Here is a 16739-nt window from a genome sequence, read left to right as displayed (position 1 = left end):
CGGCGGCCTCAGGCGCCCTCGACCAGCCGGCGCGCGATCACCTGCGCCTGGATTTCGGCCGCGCCCTCGAAGATGTTGAGGATGCGGGCGTCGCAGAGCACGCGGCTGACCGGGTACTCCAGCGCGAAGCCGTTGCCGCCATGGATCTGCAGCGCATTGTCGGCCGCGGCCCAGGCGACGCGGGCGGCGAGCAGCTTGGCCATGCCGGCCTCGAGATCGCAGCGACGCTCCGCGTCCTTCTCGCGCGCGGCGAAATAGGTGAGCTGGCGGGCGATCAGGATTTCGGCCGCCATCATTGCCAGCTTGTCGGCGACGCGCGGGAAGGCGATCAGCGGCTTGCCGAACTGGATGCGCTCCTGCGCATAGCGCAGGCCGAGATCGAAGGCCGACTGCGCCACGCCGACGGCCCGCGCCGCGGTCTGGATGCGCGCCGCTTCGAAGGTCTGCATCAGCTGCTTGAAGCCCTGCCCCTCGACGCCGCCGAGCAGGTTCCCGGCCTTGACCTCGAACCCGTCGAAGGCCAGCTCGTATTCCTTCATGCCGCGATAGCCGAGCACTTCGATCTCGCCGCCGGTCAGCCCGGCGACGGGGAACGGCTCGGCGTCGCTGCCGCGCGGCTTCTCGGCGATCAGCATGGACAGGCCGCGATAGCCCGGCGCATCGGGATCGGTGCGCACCAGCAGCGTCATGATGTCGGCGCGGACGGGATGGGTGATCCAGGTCTTGTTGCCGTGGACGCTCCAGAACGCCGCGTCGCCCTCCCCGCGCTTCACCGCCTTGGTGCGCAGGCTGGCGAGATCGGAGCCGGTATTGGGCTCGGTGAAGACGGCGGTCGGCAGGATCTCGCCCGAGGCGATGCGCGGCAGCCAATGCGCCTTCTGCTCGGCAGTGCCGCCATTGAGGATCAGCTCGGCGGCGATCTCGGAGCGGGTGCCGAGCGAGCCGACGCCGACATAGCCGCGCGACAGCTCCTCCGAGACGACGCACATCGAGACCTTGGACAGGCCCATGCCGCCGAATTCCTCGGGAATCGTGAGGCCGAAGACGCCGAGCTCCGCCATCTGCTCGATCACCGGCAGCGGGATATAGGCGTTCTCCAGATGCCAGCTGTGGGCATGCGGCGTCACTTCCGTCTCGCAGAAGCGGCGCATCTCGCTGCGGATCGCCTCCAGCGTCTCGTCGAGGCCGGGATCGCCGACGCTGGCCAGCCCTTGCGCCTGGCTGAACAGCGCGACGAAGCGGGCGCGGTTCTCGGCGGTGTTGCCCTGCGCGATCAGCGCCTCGGCGGCGTCCGAGCAGGCAGCCGACACCGCTTCCGCGGAGAGGCCGAGCGCCGGCAGGCGCACGATCTCGCCCTGGCTCATCGGGATACCGCCGAAGATCTGCGCCGCATATTCGCCGGCGCCGATGCGGATGGCGCAATCCTCGATCGCGCCGTAGCGGTCCTCCGCCTGCAGCCGCCCGCCATAGGCCGCGAGCTCGCGCAGCGCCATGACATAGGTCGCGAGCCAGGACAGGCCGTGCGCGGCGTGCTGCTCGGCCTCCAGCCGCTCGGCGGAGACCCGCCCGTCGACCACGACCCGCGCCCGCAGCGCCGCCACGGCCTGCTCCAGCAGCGTCTCGAAACCGGGCAGCGCCGCGGCGATCAGCGCGACGGCGTCGCGCCCTGCCCCTGGGGCGGAGGTCGTGGCGGTCATGTCTCTCTCCCTGGTATTGCGGCGCAGCATAGGCCAGGGACCAGGCGCGGCGAAAGCGCCGTTTCGCCGGCGCGGCGGCCTACTTTCGGCTGGCGAGCACCACGCCCAGCACCACCACCGCCATGCCGGCCAGCTGGACCGGCGAAAGCTGCTCGCCGAAGAGCAGCCAGGCCTCGACCGCGACGGCCGGCGGCACGAGATAGAGGAAGGTCGCGATGCGGGCGACCTGCCCGCGGCGGATCAGCACGAGATAGAGCCCGATCCCGCCGAGCGACAGCGCCAGGACAGACCAGGCCAGCACCAGCCACATGGTCAGGTTCCACTCGACCCGCATCGGCTCGAGCCACCAGGCGAAGGGCAGGATGAACAGGCAGGCGGCGGCGTACTGCACCGCGGTGACGGTGCGCAGGTCGCCGGAGACGATGCGGGCCTTCTGCCAGAAGGACCCCATGGTGACCGCGACCATGCCGATGACATTGGCGATCACCGGCACCAGCACGGTGGCGAGCGCGCCCGGCGCCACGCCGGCGAGCTTGGGTTGCAGCACCAGCCCGATGCCGAGGAAGCCGCAGAGGATGCCGCCCCAGCGCAGCGCCGAGATGCGCTCGCCGACGATCAGCGGGGCGAACAGCGCGGTGAGAATCGGCTGGAGGCCGGCGATCAGGCCGGAAATGCCGGCGGGCAGCCCATGGCGCACCGCCCACCACAGACCGCCGAGATAGATCCCGTGCAGCAGGATGCCGGCGACGACGCAGTCGAACAGCGCGCGGCGGCTCCGCGGCCAGGGCGCGCCGACCGCGAGCGCGATGGCGGCGATCAGGATGCCGGCCAGCCCGAAGCGGATGACGAGCAATGTCAGCGCGTCGGCATAGCGGGCCGAATAGCCGGCCACCACCCAGCCGCTGGACCAGAGCAGCGTGAAGATCAGCGGCGACAGCCGCAGGAAGAGCGGGGAATCGAACATCGGGCCGACCTCTGCCGGCCTGATACGCCGGGTCGGCGCGGCTGTCGCCCCATGGCCGCGCCGTGCGGGCCTGTGCGGCCCGCAGGCGACGCGCCTCAGCCGGCCAGCGCCTCGGCCACGTCCTCATAGGTGCGCAGGCCCGGCCGCGGCGCGTAGACCAGCACCGCCATGTTGCCCGGCGCATGCTCGTTCTTCCACATCTTGTGGTGGGCGAGCGGGATCTTGTCCCAGGGGAAGACCTCGGACATGCACGGGTCGATCCGCCGGTCGATGACGAACTGGTTCGCCGCCGAGGCCTGCTTGAGATGGGCGAAATGCGAGCCCTGGATGCGCTTCTGCCGCATCCAGACATAGCGGGCGTCGAAGGTGATGTTGAAGCCGGAGGTGCCGGCGCAGAACACCACCATGCCGCCGCGCTTCACCACGAGGCAGGAGACCGGGAAGGTCGCCTCGCCCGGATGCTCGAAAACGATGTCGACGTCCTTCTTGCCGGTGACCTCCCAGATCGCCTTGCCGAAGCGGCGCGCCTCCTTCACCCAGACGTCATATTCGGGCGAGTTGACGGTGGGCATCTGGCCCCAGCAGTTGAAGTCCTTGCGGTTGATCACCGCCCGCGCGCCGAGGCCCAGCACATAGTCGCGCTTGGTCTCGTCGGAGATCACGCCGATCGCATTGGCGCCGGACGCCGCGCAGAGCTGCACGCCGAAGACGCCGAGGCCGCCCGAGGCGCCCCAGATCAGCACATTGTCGCCCGGCTTGATGGTATGCGGGGCGTGGCCGAACAGCATGCGGTAGGCGGTGGCCAGCGTCAGCGTGTAGCAGGCCGCCTCCTCCCAGGAGAGGTGCTTCGGCTTCGGCATAAGCTGGCGCGACTGGACCCGGCAGAACTGGGCGAAGGAGCCGTCCGGCGTCTCGTAGCCCCAGATGCGCTGGCTCGACGAGAACATCGGGTCGCCGCCATTGCACTCCTCGTCGTCGCCGTCGTCCTGGTTGCAATGGACGATGACCTCGTCGCCGACCTTCCAGCGCCGGACCTTGGAGCCCACTGCCCAGACGATGCCTGAAGCGTCGGAGCCGGCGACGTGGAACGGCGCCTTGTGCACGTCGAAGGAGGAGATCGGCTGGCCGAGCCCGGCCCAGATGCCGTTGTAGTTGACGCCGCCGGCCATCACGAGGAGCAGCACCTCCTCCTCGCCGATCGACCATGTCGGCACCACCTCGACCTTGAAACTGTCCTGCGGCGGGCCGTGGCGGTCGCGCCTGATGGCCCAGGCGTACATGTTCGCCGGCACATGGCCCAGCGGCGGCAACTCGCCGAGCTCGTAGAGATCCTTGAGGCCGGTAGTCCCGGCATTCTCCGGCTTCGGCATGGTCTCTCTCCCTCGCCGCCTTAGGCAGTCCGGCGGCATTGACCGGCATCATGAAGAGCGATGCTGCGCCGCGCCATACTCCTATGGAATTACGCGGCGACGCAACACGAGACGGGGCGCTGCGCCGGCCGGCCAGGCATCATTTCTCCGGAGCGGAAAGAGGCCGCGCAAACTGGTCATGACGACGCTTTCGCTCCGTCGCATCCGACCATAGCTGTGCGACTGACCTTGGAGCGCGCGCGCCGACCGCTCAGGGCGTGCGGACGGCCGCCAGCATGTAGTTGACGTCGAGATCGGCCGAGCGCGACCAGCGATCAGCGAGCGGGTTGTAGGACACGCCTTCGCGGGCGGTGACCGCGCGCCCGTTCGCCGCGATCGCCTCCTCGAGTTCCTCGGGGGTGACGAATTTCTGCCAGTCATGCGTGCCGCGCGGCAGCCAGCCCAGCACGTATTCGGCCCCGACGATCGCCAGCGCATAGGATTTCATGGTGCGGTTGAGCGTCGCCATCACCAGCAGCCCGCCGGGCTTCATCGCCGCGCAGCAGGCATCGACGAAGGCGCGCATGTCGGTGACGTGCTCGACCACCTCCATGGCCAGCACGATGTCGAAGCGCTCGCCGCCGGCCACCACCGATTCGATCGTCTCGCTGCGGTAGTCGACCGAGAGCCCGGCGGTGCGGGCATGGGCGCGCGCCACCTCGACATTCGTCGTGGCGGGGTCGAGCCCGGTGACGCGGGCGCCGAGCCGCGTCATCGGCTCACTGAGCACGCCGCCGCCGCAGCCGATGTCCACCAGCGTCAGCCCGTCGAGCGGGCGGACGGCCTTGGCGTCCCGCGAAAAGCGCTCGCAGGCCAGATCGCGTACGAAACCGAGCCGCGCCGGGTTGAAGCGATGCAGCACGGCCATCGGGCCCTTGGGATCCCACCAGTCGCGCGCCAACGCGTCGAAACGGGCGACCTCGGCCGGGTCGATGGTGCTCTCGTCCTGCGCTGCTGCCGTCATGGTCCTGCTTCATTCCGTGCGGGCCGCGGGCGGCCGCTCCCGCGAGCGGTGCGAAGATTGACACTTCCACCCGTCCCCGTCATCTACACGCGCCCCGTGCCCGATGCGAGGGCGCCTTTTGTCCCGGCGACCGCGCCGGACCTTCGGTTTGAGAGTCTTTGGACGCCATGGCCCGTCTGGTGATGAAATTCGGCGGTACGTCCGTCGCCACCGTTGAGCGCATCCGGAACGCGGCCCGCCACGTCAAACGCGAATACGACGCCGGCAACGAGGTCGCGGTGGTCGTGTCCGCCATGGCCGGCAAGACCAACGAGTTGGTCGCCTGGTGCAAGGAGGCCTCGCCGCGCTTCGACCAGGCCGAATACGACGCCGTCGTCGCCTCAGGCGAGCAGGTCACCTCCGGGCTGATGGCGATCGTGCTGCAGGAGATGGGGCTACCCGCCCGCTCCTGGCAGGGCTGGCAGGTGCCGATCTACGGTTCCGACGTGCATGGCGCCGCCCGCATCGAGGGTGTCGACGGCGCCGGCATCGTCGCCGGCTTCGACCGCAACCGCGAAATCGCCGTCTGCTCCGGCTTCCAGGGCGTGAACCCGCGCACCCAGCGCATCGTCACGCTCGGCCGCGGCGGCTCGGACACCAGCGCCGTCGCGCTGGCCGCCGGGCTCAAGGCCGATCGCTGCGACATCTACACCGATGTCGACGGCGTCTACACGACCGATCCGCGCGTGGTGCCGAAGGCCCGCCGCATGGACAAGGTCTCCTTCGAGGAGATGCTGGAGATGGCCTCGCTGGGCTCGAAGGTGCTGCAGGTGCGCTCCGTCGAGATCGCGATGGTCCAGCGTGTGCCGACCTATGTGCGCTCCTCGTTCGACGACCCGGACAATCCCAACCCTGGCACCCTCATCTGCGACGAGGACGACATCGTGGAACAGCAGATCGTCACCGGCATCGCGTTCTCGCGCGACGAAGCCCAGATCACGCTCCGGCGCGTGGCCGACAAGCCCGGCGTCGCCGCCGCGATCTTCGGCCCGCTGTCCGACGCCAACATCAACGTCGACATGATCATCCAGGTCGTCTCCGACGACCGCGCCACCACCGACATCACCTTCACGGTGCCGACCGCCGACTACGAGCGCGCCCGGGCTCTGCTCGAGAGCAAGCGCGAGGCGATCGCCTATGAGGACATGCAGGGCGCCACCGACGTGGTGAAGGTCTCGGCCATCGGCGTCGGCATGCGCAGCCATGCCGGCGTCGCCGCCCGCGCCTTCCGCGCGCTGGCCGAGAAGGGCATCAACATCCGCGCGATCACCACCTCCGAGATCAAGTTCTCGGTGCTGATCGACGCCGAATACACCGAGCTCGCGGTGCGCACGCTGCACTCTCTCTACGGGCTCGACGCGGCCTGAGGCGCCGCGCCGGACCGGTTCAGGTCCAGAACGGCGTCGCGGCCTCGAATTTCCGCCAGCTCTTGCGCAGGCGGCGCGAGCCCTCGACCGCAGCGCGCCGCTGCCAGCCCAGCACCGCCCCGGCCGCGAACTGCAGGCCGGGCGCCTCGCTCTCCGCCCGCAGCGTCGCGAGAAGCTCCTGCGTCGTCGCGGCGTCGTTGGCGAGGCCGAGCGCCTCCTGCAGCGCCTGCATGCGCGCGAGATAGCGGCGCGCAGCCGGCCGTCCGGCATGCAGCGGCAGGAAGAACTCCACCATGTAGCGCAGCTTCTTCAGCGCCAGGCGCAGCTCGTGGCGCGCCTCCGGATCGAGCCGGCCGAAATGCCGGCCCCGGCGCAGGACCTTGCGATGGCTGCGCGACAGGATGCGCGCCGCGAAGCTGCCGATCGGCTCGCCGAGCGTGCCGAGCGCTTCGCCGGACATGTCGCTGCGCCAGACGCGCCGCTCGATCGCCGCACCGAGCGACAGGAAGAAGCCGTTGACCTCCAGGCTCGCCAGGGCGGCGTGCACGCGCTCATAGCTCGCCGCTCGATGCGGCGCCGCGGCCTCATCGAGCGCCGCGAGCCCGACATCGTCGAGCCCTTCCTGGACGATCGTCGGCAGGGTCTGGGTCGCGAACACGTCCCAGTTGCGGGCCGGGCCGAGCGCATGGCCGAGGCTGCGCGCCTCGCCGGTCAGCGCCCCGAGCGCCGGCGAGCCGAGCTCGCGCCGGAACAGGGTCAGCGCCGAACGCAGGCGCCGCAGCGCGACGCGCATCTGGTGCACCGCCTCCGGCCGGCCCGAGCGCAGCACCGGCGAGATGTTGCCGACGAGATGGGCGTGGCCGTTGGCGAGGATCGCGGCCAGGGCGGCGTCGACATTGTCCTGGGGCGAGAGCGCGACGGGCCTCGCCTTGCGCGCCGCCAGCCCCGCGCCATAGGCGAGCCGATGGCCGCGGCCGGACTTGGTCTCGGTTTCCAGCGTCAGCGGCGCGACCTCGAGCAGCGCGCGGCCGAAGACATAGAGCTGCGCCGGCTCGCCCTTCACCAGCTCCAGCTCGACCTCGTGGACAGGTTCGCTCGTGCCGCCGGCCTCGACCTCGCCGTCGTCGAGCGCGATCTCGATCTCGCTGCCCTCGACGTCGAGCCGCATCAGGCGGCGCCGGATGCGGGTGACGAAGGCCGGCACCAGCGTCGCAGGATCGAGATCGGCGAGCGGCTCGCCGATCTCGGCCAGCGGCAGCAGGGAGAGGTCCGGCCGCTCGTCCGGCACCGGCACCTCCCATTCGAGGCGCGCCAGCGGGTCATCGCCGGCCGGGCGCTTGACCGTCATGACATGGCGGCTGCCGCTGCGGCGGACGCGCAAGGCGATGCCGGCAGCGTCGAGCAGGCGGTCGGGCGTATCGTAATAAACCGCGTGCAGGCGGCGGACGCTACCGCGGTTGCGGGCGTGGCGCGCAACGAGATCGCAGTCCCGGATCGCCGCCAGAGCCTCGGGCGAGGCCGAGAGCTTCAGCTCGATCTCGCGCGGCGCCGCGGCGGGCGGACGCGGCGCGGCCGGCGGGGCATTCGGGTTCGACACGGTCTCCACCAGGACATCCCTTCGCGCAAAGCCGACGCGGCGGCAGACTAGCCGCGCCGCACGGCCGCTGTCACCCGCCCGCACCGCACAAACGCCGGCGACACGCCGCCGCTGCACGGCGAAAGGCCAATGGCCGCGCCGCGCCGGCTTTGCCACCATGCCCTCTGTCCGACCCTTGTCCCTCCGCAGGCCATGCGCATCGCTATTCTCTCCGACATCCATGCCAATCGCGAGGCGCTCGAAGCGGTGCTGGCCGTCTTGCCGCGGCTGGCGCCGGACCGGATCGTGCTGCTCGGCGACCTCGTCGGTTACGGCCCCGATCCCGGCTTCGTGGTCGAAACCGCGGCGAGGCTGGTGGCGCAGGGCGCGCTATGCATTCGCGGCAACCATGACGAGGCCGCCCTCGCCGGCCCCTATGGCATGACGCCGAACGCCCATGAGGCGGCGCTGTGGACCCGCGCCCGGCTCGGCGAGAGCGACCGCACCTTCCTCGCCGGGCTGCCGCAGGAGGTGCGGATCGGCGAGGTGCTCTTCGTCCACGCCAGTGCCGACGAGTCGCGGCGCTGGCCCTATGTCCGCACCGGCGGCGACGCCGCGGCCTGCCTCGCGGCGACCGACGCCCGGACCGTGATCTGCGGCCATACCCATCTGCCGACGATCTTCTATGCCCTGCCCGGCCGCGAGCCGGTGGCGTTCACGCCCTATGCCGACGTCGCGGCTCCGCTTTCGGCCATGCGCCGTCATGTCGTGGTGACCGGCTCGGTCGGACAGCCGCGCGACGGCAATCCGGCCGCCTGCCTCGGCCTGCTCGATACAGGCCGGGCCGAGATGACCATGCTGCGGCTGCCCTACGACACGCAGGCGACCGCCGCGAAGATCAAGGCCGCGGGCCTGCCGGACTGGCTCGGCGAACGCCTGCATGTCGGGCGATAGGAGGAGGCGATGCAGCGGCAGGCGGTGGGCGACGTGATCGACGGCTTCACCCTGACCGCGCCGCTAAAGGCCGGCGGCATGGCTACGCTCTGGCTCGCCGCACATCCCGAGCATCACGGGCCGCTGGTGCTGAAGATCCCCTTCCTCGACCCGGGCGGCGACGTCTCGGCCATTCTCGGCTATGAGGCGGAAGAGCTGATCCACCGCCGGCTCTCCGGCCCGCACGTCCCCCGCTTCATCGCCGCAGGCGACCTCGCGACCACGCCCTATCTTGCCATGGGCTATGTGCGCGGCGACAGCCTGGGGAGCCGAGTCCGCGCCGCGCCGCTGCCAGCCGCGGAGGTGGCGCGCATCGGGCTGGCGATCGCGACCGCACTGGCCGACCTGCACCGGCAGGGCGTCGTCCACCTCGACCTCAAACCCGAGAACGTCATCCTCGACGGCGACACCGCCGTGCTGCTCGATTTCGGCCTGGCCCGACACGCGCTGCTGCCCGACCTGCTCGGCGAGGAGAGCGCGCTGCCGATGGGCACCGCCGCCTACATGGCGCCGGAACAGGTGCTGGGCGAGCGCTCCGACCCGGCCAGCGACATCTTCGCGCTGGGCTGCATCCTCTACCAGCTCGCCGGCGGGGAAGAGCCCTTCGGCCGTCCGCGCACCGTGCCGGGCATGAAGCGGCGGCTCTATCACGCGCCGAAGCCGCTGCGGCTGCTCGCGCCCGACATCCCGGCCTGGCTCGAGGAGATCGTCGCGCGCTGCCTGGAGGTGGATCGCGGCCGGCGCTATGCCGACGCCGCCAAGGTCGCCTTCGACCTGCGCCATCCCGAGCAGGTCACGGTCGGGAAGCGAGGCCCGGTCTCGCGGCGCGGCCTGCCGCGGCGCCTGCTCGACCTGTTCCAGAAGCGCGACGAGCGCGAAATGACCGGCACACCGACACAGGCGCGGCGGCAGGCGGGACCGGCGCTCATCCTCTGCGCGGTCGATCTCGACGCGGCCCAGGGCGATCTCGCGGCGGCGATCCTGGCCGAGACAGGGCGGCTGGTCGCGGCGCGGGCCGATTCCTGGCTCGCCTGCGTCAGCGTGCTCCGGACCGAGCTGATCGGCGAGACGCGCAGCGTCGATGCGCAGGGCCGCTCGCTCTATATCGGCCGGCTGGTCGCGCTGAAGGACTGGGCCCGGCCGCTCGGCCTGCCGGAGGAGCGGATCAGCTATCACGTGCTGGAGGCCGTCAGCGCCGGCGAGGCGATCCTGCGCTATGCCGAGCATAACGAGATCGACCATATCGTCATCGGCGCGCGCGCCTCGTCGGCCTTGCGGCGCCATCTCGGCAGCGTCTCGAGCAAGGTGGTGGCGGAAGCGCGCTGCTCGGTCTCGGTGGTGCGCGTCCGGAGCGGGGGCGAGCCCTGAGCGGAACGCATTGACCTTCCGGCGACCGCTTCGGATGATGCCGGCATGACCGCGACCGACGCCTCCGCCGTGACCGAGTTCGCCCCGGACCGGCTCGACGCCTTCCTGCGTTCCGCCCTGCCCGCCCGGGCCATCGGCCCGATGAGCCTCGAGCGCATCGGCGGCGGCCAGTCCAACCCCTCCTTCTTCCTGAGCTATCCCGACACGCAGACCCGGCTCGTGCTGCGCAAGAAGCCGCCGGGCCCGCTCCTACCCTCCGCCCATGCCGTCGAGCGCGAATACCGCATTCTCAAGGCGCTGGCCGGCTCGGCCGTGCCGGTGCCGCCGGTGCTGCTGCTGCACGAGGCGGAGGATGTCGTCGGCACGCCCTTCTATCTGATGGAGCGCGTCGAGGGTCGCGTCTTCCACGACACCGCCCTGCCCGGCGTGACGCCGGAACAGCGCCACGCCATGTACATGTCGATGGCGGAGACGCTGGCGGCGCTGCACGGCTTCGACTGGCAGGCGGCCGGCCTCGCCGACTATGGCAAGCCCGGCAACTATTATGCCCGCCAGCTGGCGCGCTGGGGACGGCAATGGCGCGAGACCAGGACGCGCGACATCCCGGCCGTCGACCGCGTCATGGCCTGGCTCGAGGCCCATCTCGACGACACGCCGGACACCACCATCGTCCATGGCGATTTCCGCATCGGCAACCTGATGTTCGCTCCCGACGCCCCCCATGTCGTCGCCGTGCTCGACTGGGAGCTGTCGACGCTCGGCCATCCGCTCTCGGATGTCGCCTTTTCCTGCCTGCCCTGGCATTCGACGCCGCAGATGTATGGCGGCATCGCCGGGCTAGACCGCGCGGCGCTCGGCATCCCGACGCAGGAGGCCTATATCGCGCGCTATTGCGCGGCGGCGGGCCGGGCCTCGGGTCCGGGGCGCTTCCACCTCGCCTTCTCGCTGTTCCGCTTCGCGGTCATCCTCGACGGCATCGCCGCGCGGGTGAAGACAGGCAACGCAGCCGCGCAGGACGCGGTCGCGGTCGGCGCGATGGCGGAGGATTTCGCGCGGCAGGCGGAAGCGGTGGTCGAGGGCGGCGCGTGAGCGGCGCAAGCCCCGAGAGACCGCACTGCGCCGGCCCGGTCCGCCCCGGCACCACGCACCAGCTTCGAGGAGACTGACGATGGACTTCGCCTATTCGGCCCGGGTGGACGAGCTGCGCGCCCGCCTTCAGGACTTCATGGACAGCCATGTCCAGCCGGCCGATGCGGCCTGGCGGCACGAGGTCGAGGCCGGGCGCTATCCGCTGGCGCTGATCGACGACCTCAAGGCCAAGGCGCGGGCGCAGGGGTTGTGGAACCTGTTCCTGCCCGCCCTCAAGCCGGACGAGCCCGGCACGCGGCTGAGCAATCTCGAATACGCGCCGCTGGCCGAGATCATGGGCCGGTTCTACTGGTCGTCCGAGGTGTTCAACTGCAATGCGCCCGACACCGGGAACATGGAAATCCTCCACATGTTCGCGACGCCGGAGCAGCGCGAGCGCTGGCTGAACCCGCTCCTGAACGGCGAAATCCGCTCCTGCGTCGGCATCACCGAGCCGGGCGTCGCCTCCTCCGACCCGACCAACCTGCAGACCACGATCACCCGCGACGGCGACGACTACGTCGTCAGCGGCCGCAAATGGTGGACCACCGGCGCCCTGCACCCGAACGTCAAGTTCTGCATCGTCATGGGCCTTTCCGACCAGCGGCCAGACGCCGATCCGCACCGGCGCCACAGCATGATCCTGGTGCCGATGGACGCGCCCGGCCTGACCGTGATGCGCAACCTGCCGCTCCTCAACCATTACTCGATCGAGGGCCATACCGAGACCGATTTCGACAATGTCCGCGTCCCGGCCGCCAACCTGCTCGGCGAGGAAGGCGAGGGCTTCGCCCTGGCGCAGGCGCGACTCGGCCCGGGCCGCATCCACCATTGCATGCGCACCATCGGCCAGTGCGAGGTCGCGCTCGAGCTGATGATCGAGCGGGCGCTGGAGCGGAAGGCCTTCGGCCGCGCCGTCGCCGATTACGCCAATGTCCAGGACTGGATCGCCGAGGGGCGCATGGAGATCGACCAGGCGCGGCTGCTCTGCCTGCGCGCCGCCTGGATGATGGACACCCACGGCAACAAGGCCGCCCGCACCGAGGTCTCGGCGATCAAGGTGGTCGCGGCGCGGCTGCAGACCAAGATCGCCGACCGGGCGATCCAGGTCTTCGGCGCCGGCGGGCTCTCCAACGACACGCCGCTCGCCTTCATCTACAGCTGGGGCCGGGCGCTGCGCTTCATCGACGGGCCGGACGAGGTGCATCTACGCACCATCGCCCGGGCCGAGATCCGCAAGCGTCGCGACAGCCCCCGCAGCACCTTCGCCGAACAGGGGGGGCTGCGCCCCTACTCCCCGCCGTCCGCCTCCTGAGGCGGCGGCACCCGCACTTGCCGAGGCCTGCCATGTCCCGCCCCGTCCGCGACGCGCTCGAAGCCATCCTGTCCCGGATCGGCGACGGGCGCCCCGTCTTCACCCGCCTGCTAGGCGAGACCGCCCGCGCCGAGGCCGATGCCGCCGATGCGCGCCGCGCCGCCCGGCTGACCCTCGGCCCGCTCGACGGCACCATCGTCTCGGTGAAGGACCTGCTCGACGTTGCGGGCGTGCCGACCTGGGCCGGCTCCTCGGCGCTGCGCGACGCGGCCCCGGCAACGCAGGACGCGCCCGTGGTGGCGCGCCTGCGCCGCGCCGGTGCCGTCATCATCGGCAAGACCAATATGAGCGAGTTCGCCTTCTCGGGCGTCGGCCTGAACGCGACCTTCGGCACGCCCGGCAACGCGCTCGACGCGGCGCTGATCCCCGGCGGCTCGTCCTCCGGCGCCGCGGTCTCGGTGGCGCAGGGCAGCTCGGTGCTGGCGGTCGGCACCGACACCGGCGGCTCCTGCCGCATACCCGCCGCGCTCAACGGCATCACCGGCATGAAGCCGAGCCATGGCAGCGTGCCGGCAGAGGGCTGCTTCCCGCTCGCCCCCAGCCTCGACGTGATCGGCCCGCTGGCGCGCGACGTCGCCGGCTGCGCCGCCCTGTTCGATGTGCTGGCCGGCCGCGAGAGCGCGCTCGCGTCGCCGCTCGCCCCGTCCCGCATCCGCCTCGGCGTGGCCCGCGGCGGCTTCCTGGCCGAGGCCGACCCGGCGATCGTCGCCGCCTATGACGCGGCGCTCGCCCGGATCGAGCGCCTCGGCATCACGCTGGAACCGGTCGATCTCGACGCTCCCTGGCAGGAGATGCAGGCAGCATTCCCGGTGCCGATGGTGGCGATCGAGGCCGCGGCAGTGCATCGCGAACTGATGGCGCGCGACCCCGGCCTGTTCGACCGGCGTGTCGCCGCCCGCATCGGCCTCGGCACGGCGTTCCCGGCGGCCGACTATCTGCGTACGGTAGAGACCCGCCGGCAGCTCGTCCGCCGCCTCGCCACCCTGCTCGACGGGCTCGACGGCTTCCTGGCGCCGACCGTGCCGGTTCCGGCCCCAGCCATCGCCGCGCTGGAGGCCGACGACGACACCTTCCACGCCGCCAACCGGCTGATGCTGCGCAACCCCGCCTTCTGCAACCTCTTCGACCTGTGCTCGATCTCGCTGCCGCTGCCACTCGATGGCGGCCGCTCGGGCGGACTGATGCTGAGCGCCGTCGCAGGCGAGGACCAGCGGCTGCTGCGGGTCGCGGCACAGCTGGAGAGCGCGCTGCGCCAGGGCTGACGCGCTGTCGCATTGACATTGCGGGGCTTTCGGGGCCCTGTCGCCGCCGGCCGGAGGCTGTTCCCCGGCCGCGCAGGACAGATGGCGAGACCATGCCCGTGACCGCAGCACGCCCGACCGAGCCCGTCGCCACCCCGGCGATGCGCGGCCGCGTGCGCGCGCCCGGCCGAGGTTGACCGCAGCGCGACGCGCGCTCCCCGCCCGCCTGCCTCTCCCGTTTCGCCATCCAGCCGAAGGGCCGCCATCCGCGCGGCAGCCGCCATGTCAGACCGTACGCATATCCTCACCCTCTCCTGCCCCGACCGCCCCGGCATCGTCGCCGCGGTCTCCACCCTGCTCTCGCAGGCCGGCTGCAACATCCTCGACGCCCAGCAGTTCGACGACATCGAGACCGGCCGCTTCTTCATGCGCGTGGTGTTCGACCGGCTCGACGAAGCCAAGGCGGCCGAGGCGATCGCCGCCGAGGTCGACGAACTGGCCCAGCGCTTCGCCATGACCGTGACGCTGCGCGCCCGCCAGGCCCGCAAGCGCGTGCTGCTGCTGGTCTCGAAATTCGACCACTGCCTGGCCGACCTGCTCTATCGCTGGCGCATCGGCGAGCTACCCATGGAGGTCGCCGGCATCGTCTCGAACCATCCGCGCGAGCACATCGCCTCGACCGATATCGGCGACCTGCCCTTCCACCACCTGCCGGTCAGCCGGACGACCAAGATGGAGCAGGAGGCGCAGATCTGGCGCATCGCGCAGGAGAGCGGCACCGACCTCGTCGTGCTAGCCCGCTACATGCAGATCCTCTCGGACGGGCTCTCGGCCAAACTCGCCGGGCGCTGCATCAATATCCACCACTCCTTCCTGCCCGGCTTCAAGGGCGCCAAGCCCTATCACCAGGCGCATGAGCGCGGCGTGAAGCTGATCGGCGCCACGGCGCATTACGTCACGCAGGATCTAGACGAAGGCCCGATCATCGAGCAGGACGTCGAGCGCATCAGCCATCGCGACACTCCCGACGACCTGGTGCGCAAGGGGCGCGACATCGAGCGCCGCGTGCTCGCCCGCGCCGTGCTGCACCATCTCGAGGACCGCGTGCTGATGAACGGCCGCAAGACCGTCGTCTTCACAGACTGACAAGCGTTACCGGCCGCCCTCCGCGAGGCGGGGCGGCCGGAGCGCTCCGCGCCCACGCCTGCCCTGCTCCTGCCCGCCGTTGCCCTCGGCGGCATGGACACGCGTTGTTGCAGCCTGCTGCTCTTGCCTCCAGCTCTTGCGGCTTGCGCGCCCGCGGCGCGAGAGCGTGCGCGCCATGAAGCGCGGAGCGGAACGCGCCCCACGCCGGCCGCAAGCGCTTCTGCCTTCCCCTTCGCCGCCGCTACTCGTCCTGCGTGCGCGCGGCGAGGAAGCGCTTGACCGCCTCCTCGGCGACGACGCTCGCCTCCATGCGCGGCACCAGCATCGCGACGAGATAGGCCAGGCGCTGCTTCTCGGCGGCCTCGGAGCCCGGCATCACGGCGCCCAGGCGCCGGACGGTCTCCCAGGCCGCGTCGAGCGCGCGTGCGGCGGCCTCGAGTTCAGCAGGATCGGTCATCGCCCGAAACGGCATGGTCTTCTTCCCGACACGCCGAGGCACGACACGGGAAGCCCTCGGCGGCGCGATATTGGGCGGCGACCATGGCGGCCTGTCAACCGTGCCGGCTGTCGCCTTCCTGACGGAGCGGTTCGGCAACCGTTCAGCTGCGACGGGCCAGAGAACGGCGACGACATTGGAGGCATATCGATGCACCCCTCCCCGCGATCGCTGGCCCAGCCGCAATCCCGCCGCCGCCCGAGGCCCGTGGCCATCCGCTGCGAGGCCGGCGGCTACGGCGTGCGCTTCGGCCTGACGGAGGCCGAGGACGCCCTCAGCCGCGGCCCGGTCTTCGCCACCCTGCCGGAAGCCCTCGCCTTCGTCGAAGCCCTCGACCGCGCCCGCAGCGCCTGACGGTGCGTCCCGGCCAGTATCGCCGCATCGCTGGCGGGCTGGCGGGCTGGCGGGCTGGCGGGCTGGCGGGCTGGCGGGCTGGCGGGCTGGCGGGCTGGCGGGCTGGCGGGCTGGCGGGCTGGGATGCGCCGCGGCCGGCACCCCGTCCAGCCCCAAAGCACCGGGTAAAGCGCTCCACCCTAGGCCGGGACCGCCGGCCCACAACCTTTTCGCCGGCGAGCCACCACAGGCGCTTGTCAAAGCGCCCTCCGATCAGGCATAGAGCCTGCCAACGGAGACGTGGCCGAGAGGCTGAAGGCACTCGTTTGCTAAATGAGCATACCCCACAAGGGTATCGAGGGTTCGAATCCCTCCGTCTCCGCCACATTTCCCAGCCCTTGCAGATCAATGGGTTAGAAGGACGGCGTTCCGGATTGTAACCCGGATTGTACACCGTGCCTTTCCTGACCCGGAACCGTGGCTCGCAGGTCTTCCAGATCCGTGTCCCGCGTCGATTCGACCCCGCTTTGACACTTGCTCCGATCCGGCTGACCTTGGGGTCATTGCCGAATTCGCGAGCCCGTCCCCTGGCCTGCCCCCTGAAAAGTGGTCCTCCGTGAAGTAGGCTTTTGAGCCTTGTAGG

At 70.9% G+C, this 16739-nt stretch carries 14 protein-coding genes and 1 tRNA gene; 9 read left to right on the top strand and 6 right to left on the bottom strand.

Features of this window, described 5'->3' with window-relative positions; all coding sequences use genetic code 11:
- Nucleotides 1-8: 8 nt before the first annotated feature.
- From ABE438_RS07935 to ubiG, 4 genes are all read right to left on the bottom strand, one after another.
- The gene (locus ABE438_RS07935) at nt 9-1697 is read right to left on the bottom strand and encodes an acyl-CoA dehydrogenase family protein (protein WP_346502041.1); all 1689 of its coding nucleotides are present in this window, start codon (nt 1695-1697) and stop codon (nt 9-11) included.
- 79 nt (nt 1698-1776) lie between these two features.
- Entirely contained in the window at nt 1777-2661 is an 885-nt protein-coding gene (locus ABE438_RS07930) for a DMT family transporter (RefSeq protein ID WP_346502040.1), read from the bottom strand.
- Nucleotides 2662-2756: 95 nt separating this feature from the next.
- On the bottom strand, nt 2757-4031 hold the full coding sequence (gene ccrA / locus ABE438_RS07925) for a crotonyl-CoA carboxylase/reductase (protein WP_346502039.1): 1275 nt from the start codon (nt 4029-4031) through the stop codon (nt 2757-2759).
- Nucleotides 4032-4281: 250 nt separating this feature from the next.
- On the bottom strand, nt 4282-5034 hold the full coding sequence (ubiG, locus tag ABE438_RS07920) for a bifunctional 2-polyprenyl-6-hydroxyphenol methylase/3-demethylubiquinol 3-O-methyltransferase UbiG (RefSeq protein ID WP_346502038.1): 753 nt from the start codon (nt 5032-5034) through the stop codon (nt 4282-4284).
- A 167-nt stretch (nt 5035-5201) separates the two neighbouring features.
- Between ubiG and ABE438_RS07915 the strand changes: the two genes are divergently transcribed.
- Nucleotides 5202-6440: an aspartate kinase gene (locus tag ABE438_RS07915; protein WP_346502037.1), complete on the top strand. Its 1239-nt coding sequence runs from the start codon at nt 5202-5204 to the stop codon at nt 6438-6440.
- A 19-nt stretch (nt 6441-6459) separates the two neighbouring features.
- On the opposite strand, the gene ABE438_RS07910 is transcribed toward ABE438_RS07915, so the two are convergent.
- Complete coding sequence (locus ABE438_RS07910) at nt 6460-8046, bottom strand: CYTH and CHAD domain-containing protein (protein WP_346502036.1); 1587 nt, start codon at nt 8044-8046, stop codon at nt 6460-6462.
- Nucleotides 8047-8229: 183 nt separating this feature from the next.
- Between ABE438_RS07910 and ABE438_RS07905 the strand changes: the two genes are divergently transcribed.
- The 6 genes from ABE438_RS07905 to purU all read left to right on the top strand — a co-directional run bounded on the left by ABE438_RS07905 (nt 8230) and on the right by purU (nt 15267).
- Nucleotides 8230-8970 carry a metallophosphoesterase family protein gene (locus ABE438_RS07905; RefSeq protein ID WP_346502035.1) on the top strand — a complete coding sequence of 247 codons (741 nt, stop codon included), beginning with the start codon at nt 8230-8232 and terminating at the stop codon, nt 8968-8970.
- Nucleotides 8971-8979: 9 nt separating this feature from the next.
- Nucleotides 8980-10377, top strand: coding sequence for a bifunctional serine/threonine-protein kinase/universal stress protein (locus ABE438_RS07900; protein ID WP_346502034.1), 1398 nt, complete (start codon nt 8980-8982; stop codon nt 10375-10377).
- A 45-nt stretch (nt 10378-10422) separates the two neighbouring features.
- Nucleotides 10423-11466, top strand: a complete 1044-nt coding sequence (locus ABE438_RS07895) for a phosphotransferase family protein (RefSeq protein WP_346502033.1) — start codon at nt 10423-10425, stop codon at nt 11464-11466.
- A gap of 79 nt (nt 11467-11545) precedes the next feature.
- Nucleotides 11546-12820, top strand: a complete 1275-nt coding sequence (locus tag ABE438_RS07890) for an acyl-CoA dehydrogenase family protein (protein ID WP_346502032.1) — start codon at nt 11546-11548, stop codon at nt 12818-12820.
- Between the two features lie 32 nt (nt 12821-12852).
- Nucleotides 12853-14142 (top strand): amidase, encoded by a 1290-nt coding sequence (locus ABE438_RS07885; protein ID WP_346502031.1) that lies wholly within the window; start codon nt 12853-12855, stop codon nt 14140-14142.
- Between the two features lie 261 nt (nt 14143-14403).
- Nucleotides 14404-15267 carry a formyltetrahydrofolate deformylase gene (purU, locus tag ABE438_RS07880; protein WP_346502030.1) on the top strand — a complete coding sequence of 288 codons (864 nt, stop codon included), beginning with the start codon at nt 14404-14406 and terminating at the stop codon, nt 15265-15267.
- Nucleotides 15268-15508: 241 nt separating this feature from the next.
- Here the strand turns inward: purU and ABE438_RS07875 are convergent, their stop codons facing one another.
- Nucleotides 15509-15724 carry a hypothetical protein gene (locus ABE438_RS07875; protein ID WP_346502029.1) on the bottom strand — a complete coding sequence of 72 codons (216 nt, stop codon included), beginning with the start codon at nt 15722-15724 and terminating at the stop codon, nt 15509-15511.
- Between the two features lie 246 nt (nt 15725-15970).
- Between ABE438_RS07875 and ABE438_RS07870 the strand changes: the two genes are divergently transcribed.
- Complete coding sequence (locus tag ABE438_RS07870; protein WP_346502028.1) at nt 15971-16117, top strand: hypothetical protein; 147 nt, start codon at nt 15971-15973, stop codon at nt 16115-16117.
- Between the two features lie 273 nt (nt 16118-16390).
- Nucleotides 16391-16481: transfer RNA gene (locus ABE438_RS07865), tRNA-Ser, on the top strand.
- The last annotated feature ends 258 nt before the right edge of the window (nt 16482-16739 follow it).

The sequence above is a fragment of the Allobosea sp. TWI1241 genome (assembly GCF_039673065.1).
Taxonomy (GTDB): Bacteria; Pseudomonadota; Alphaproteobacteria; order Rhizobiales; family Beijerinckiaceae; genus Allobosea.
This window is presented reverse-complemented; position numbering and strand designations above follow the sequence as displayed.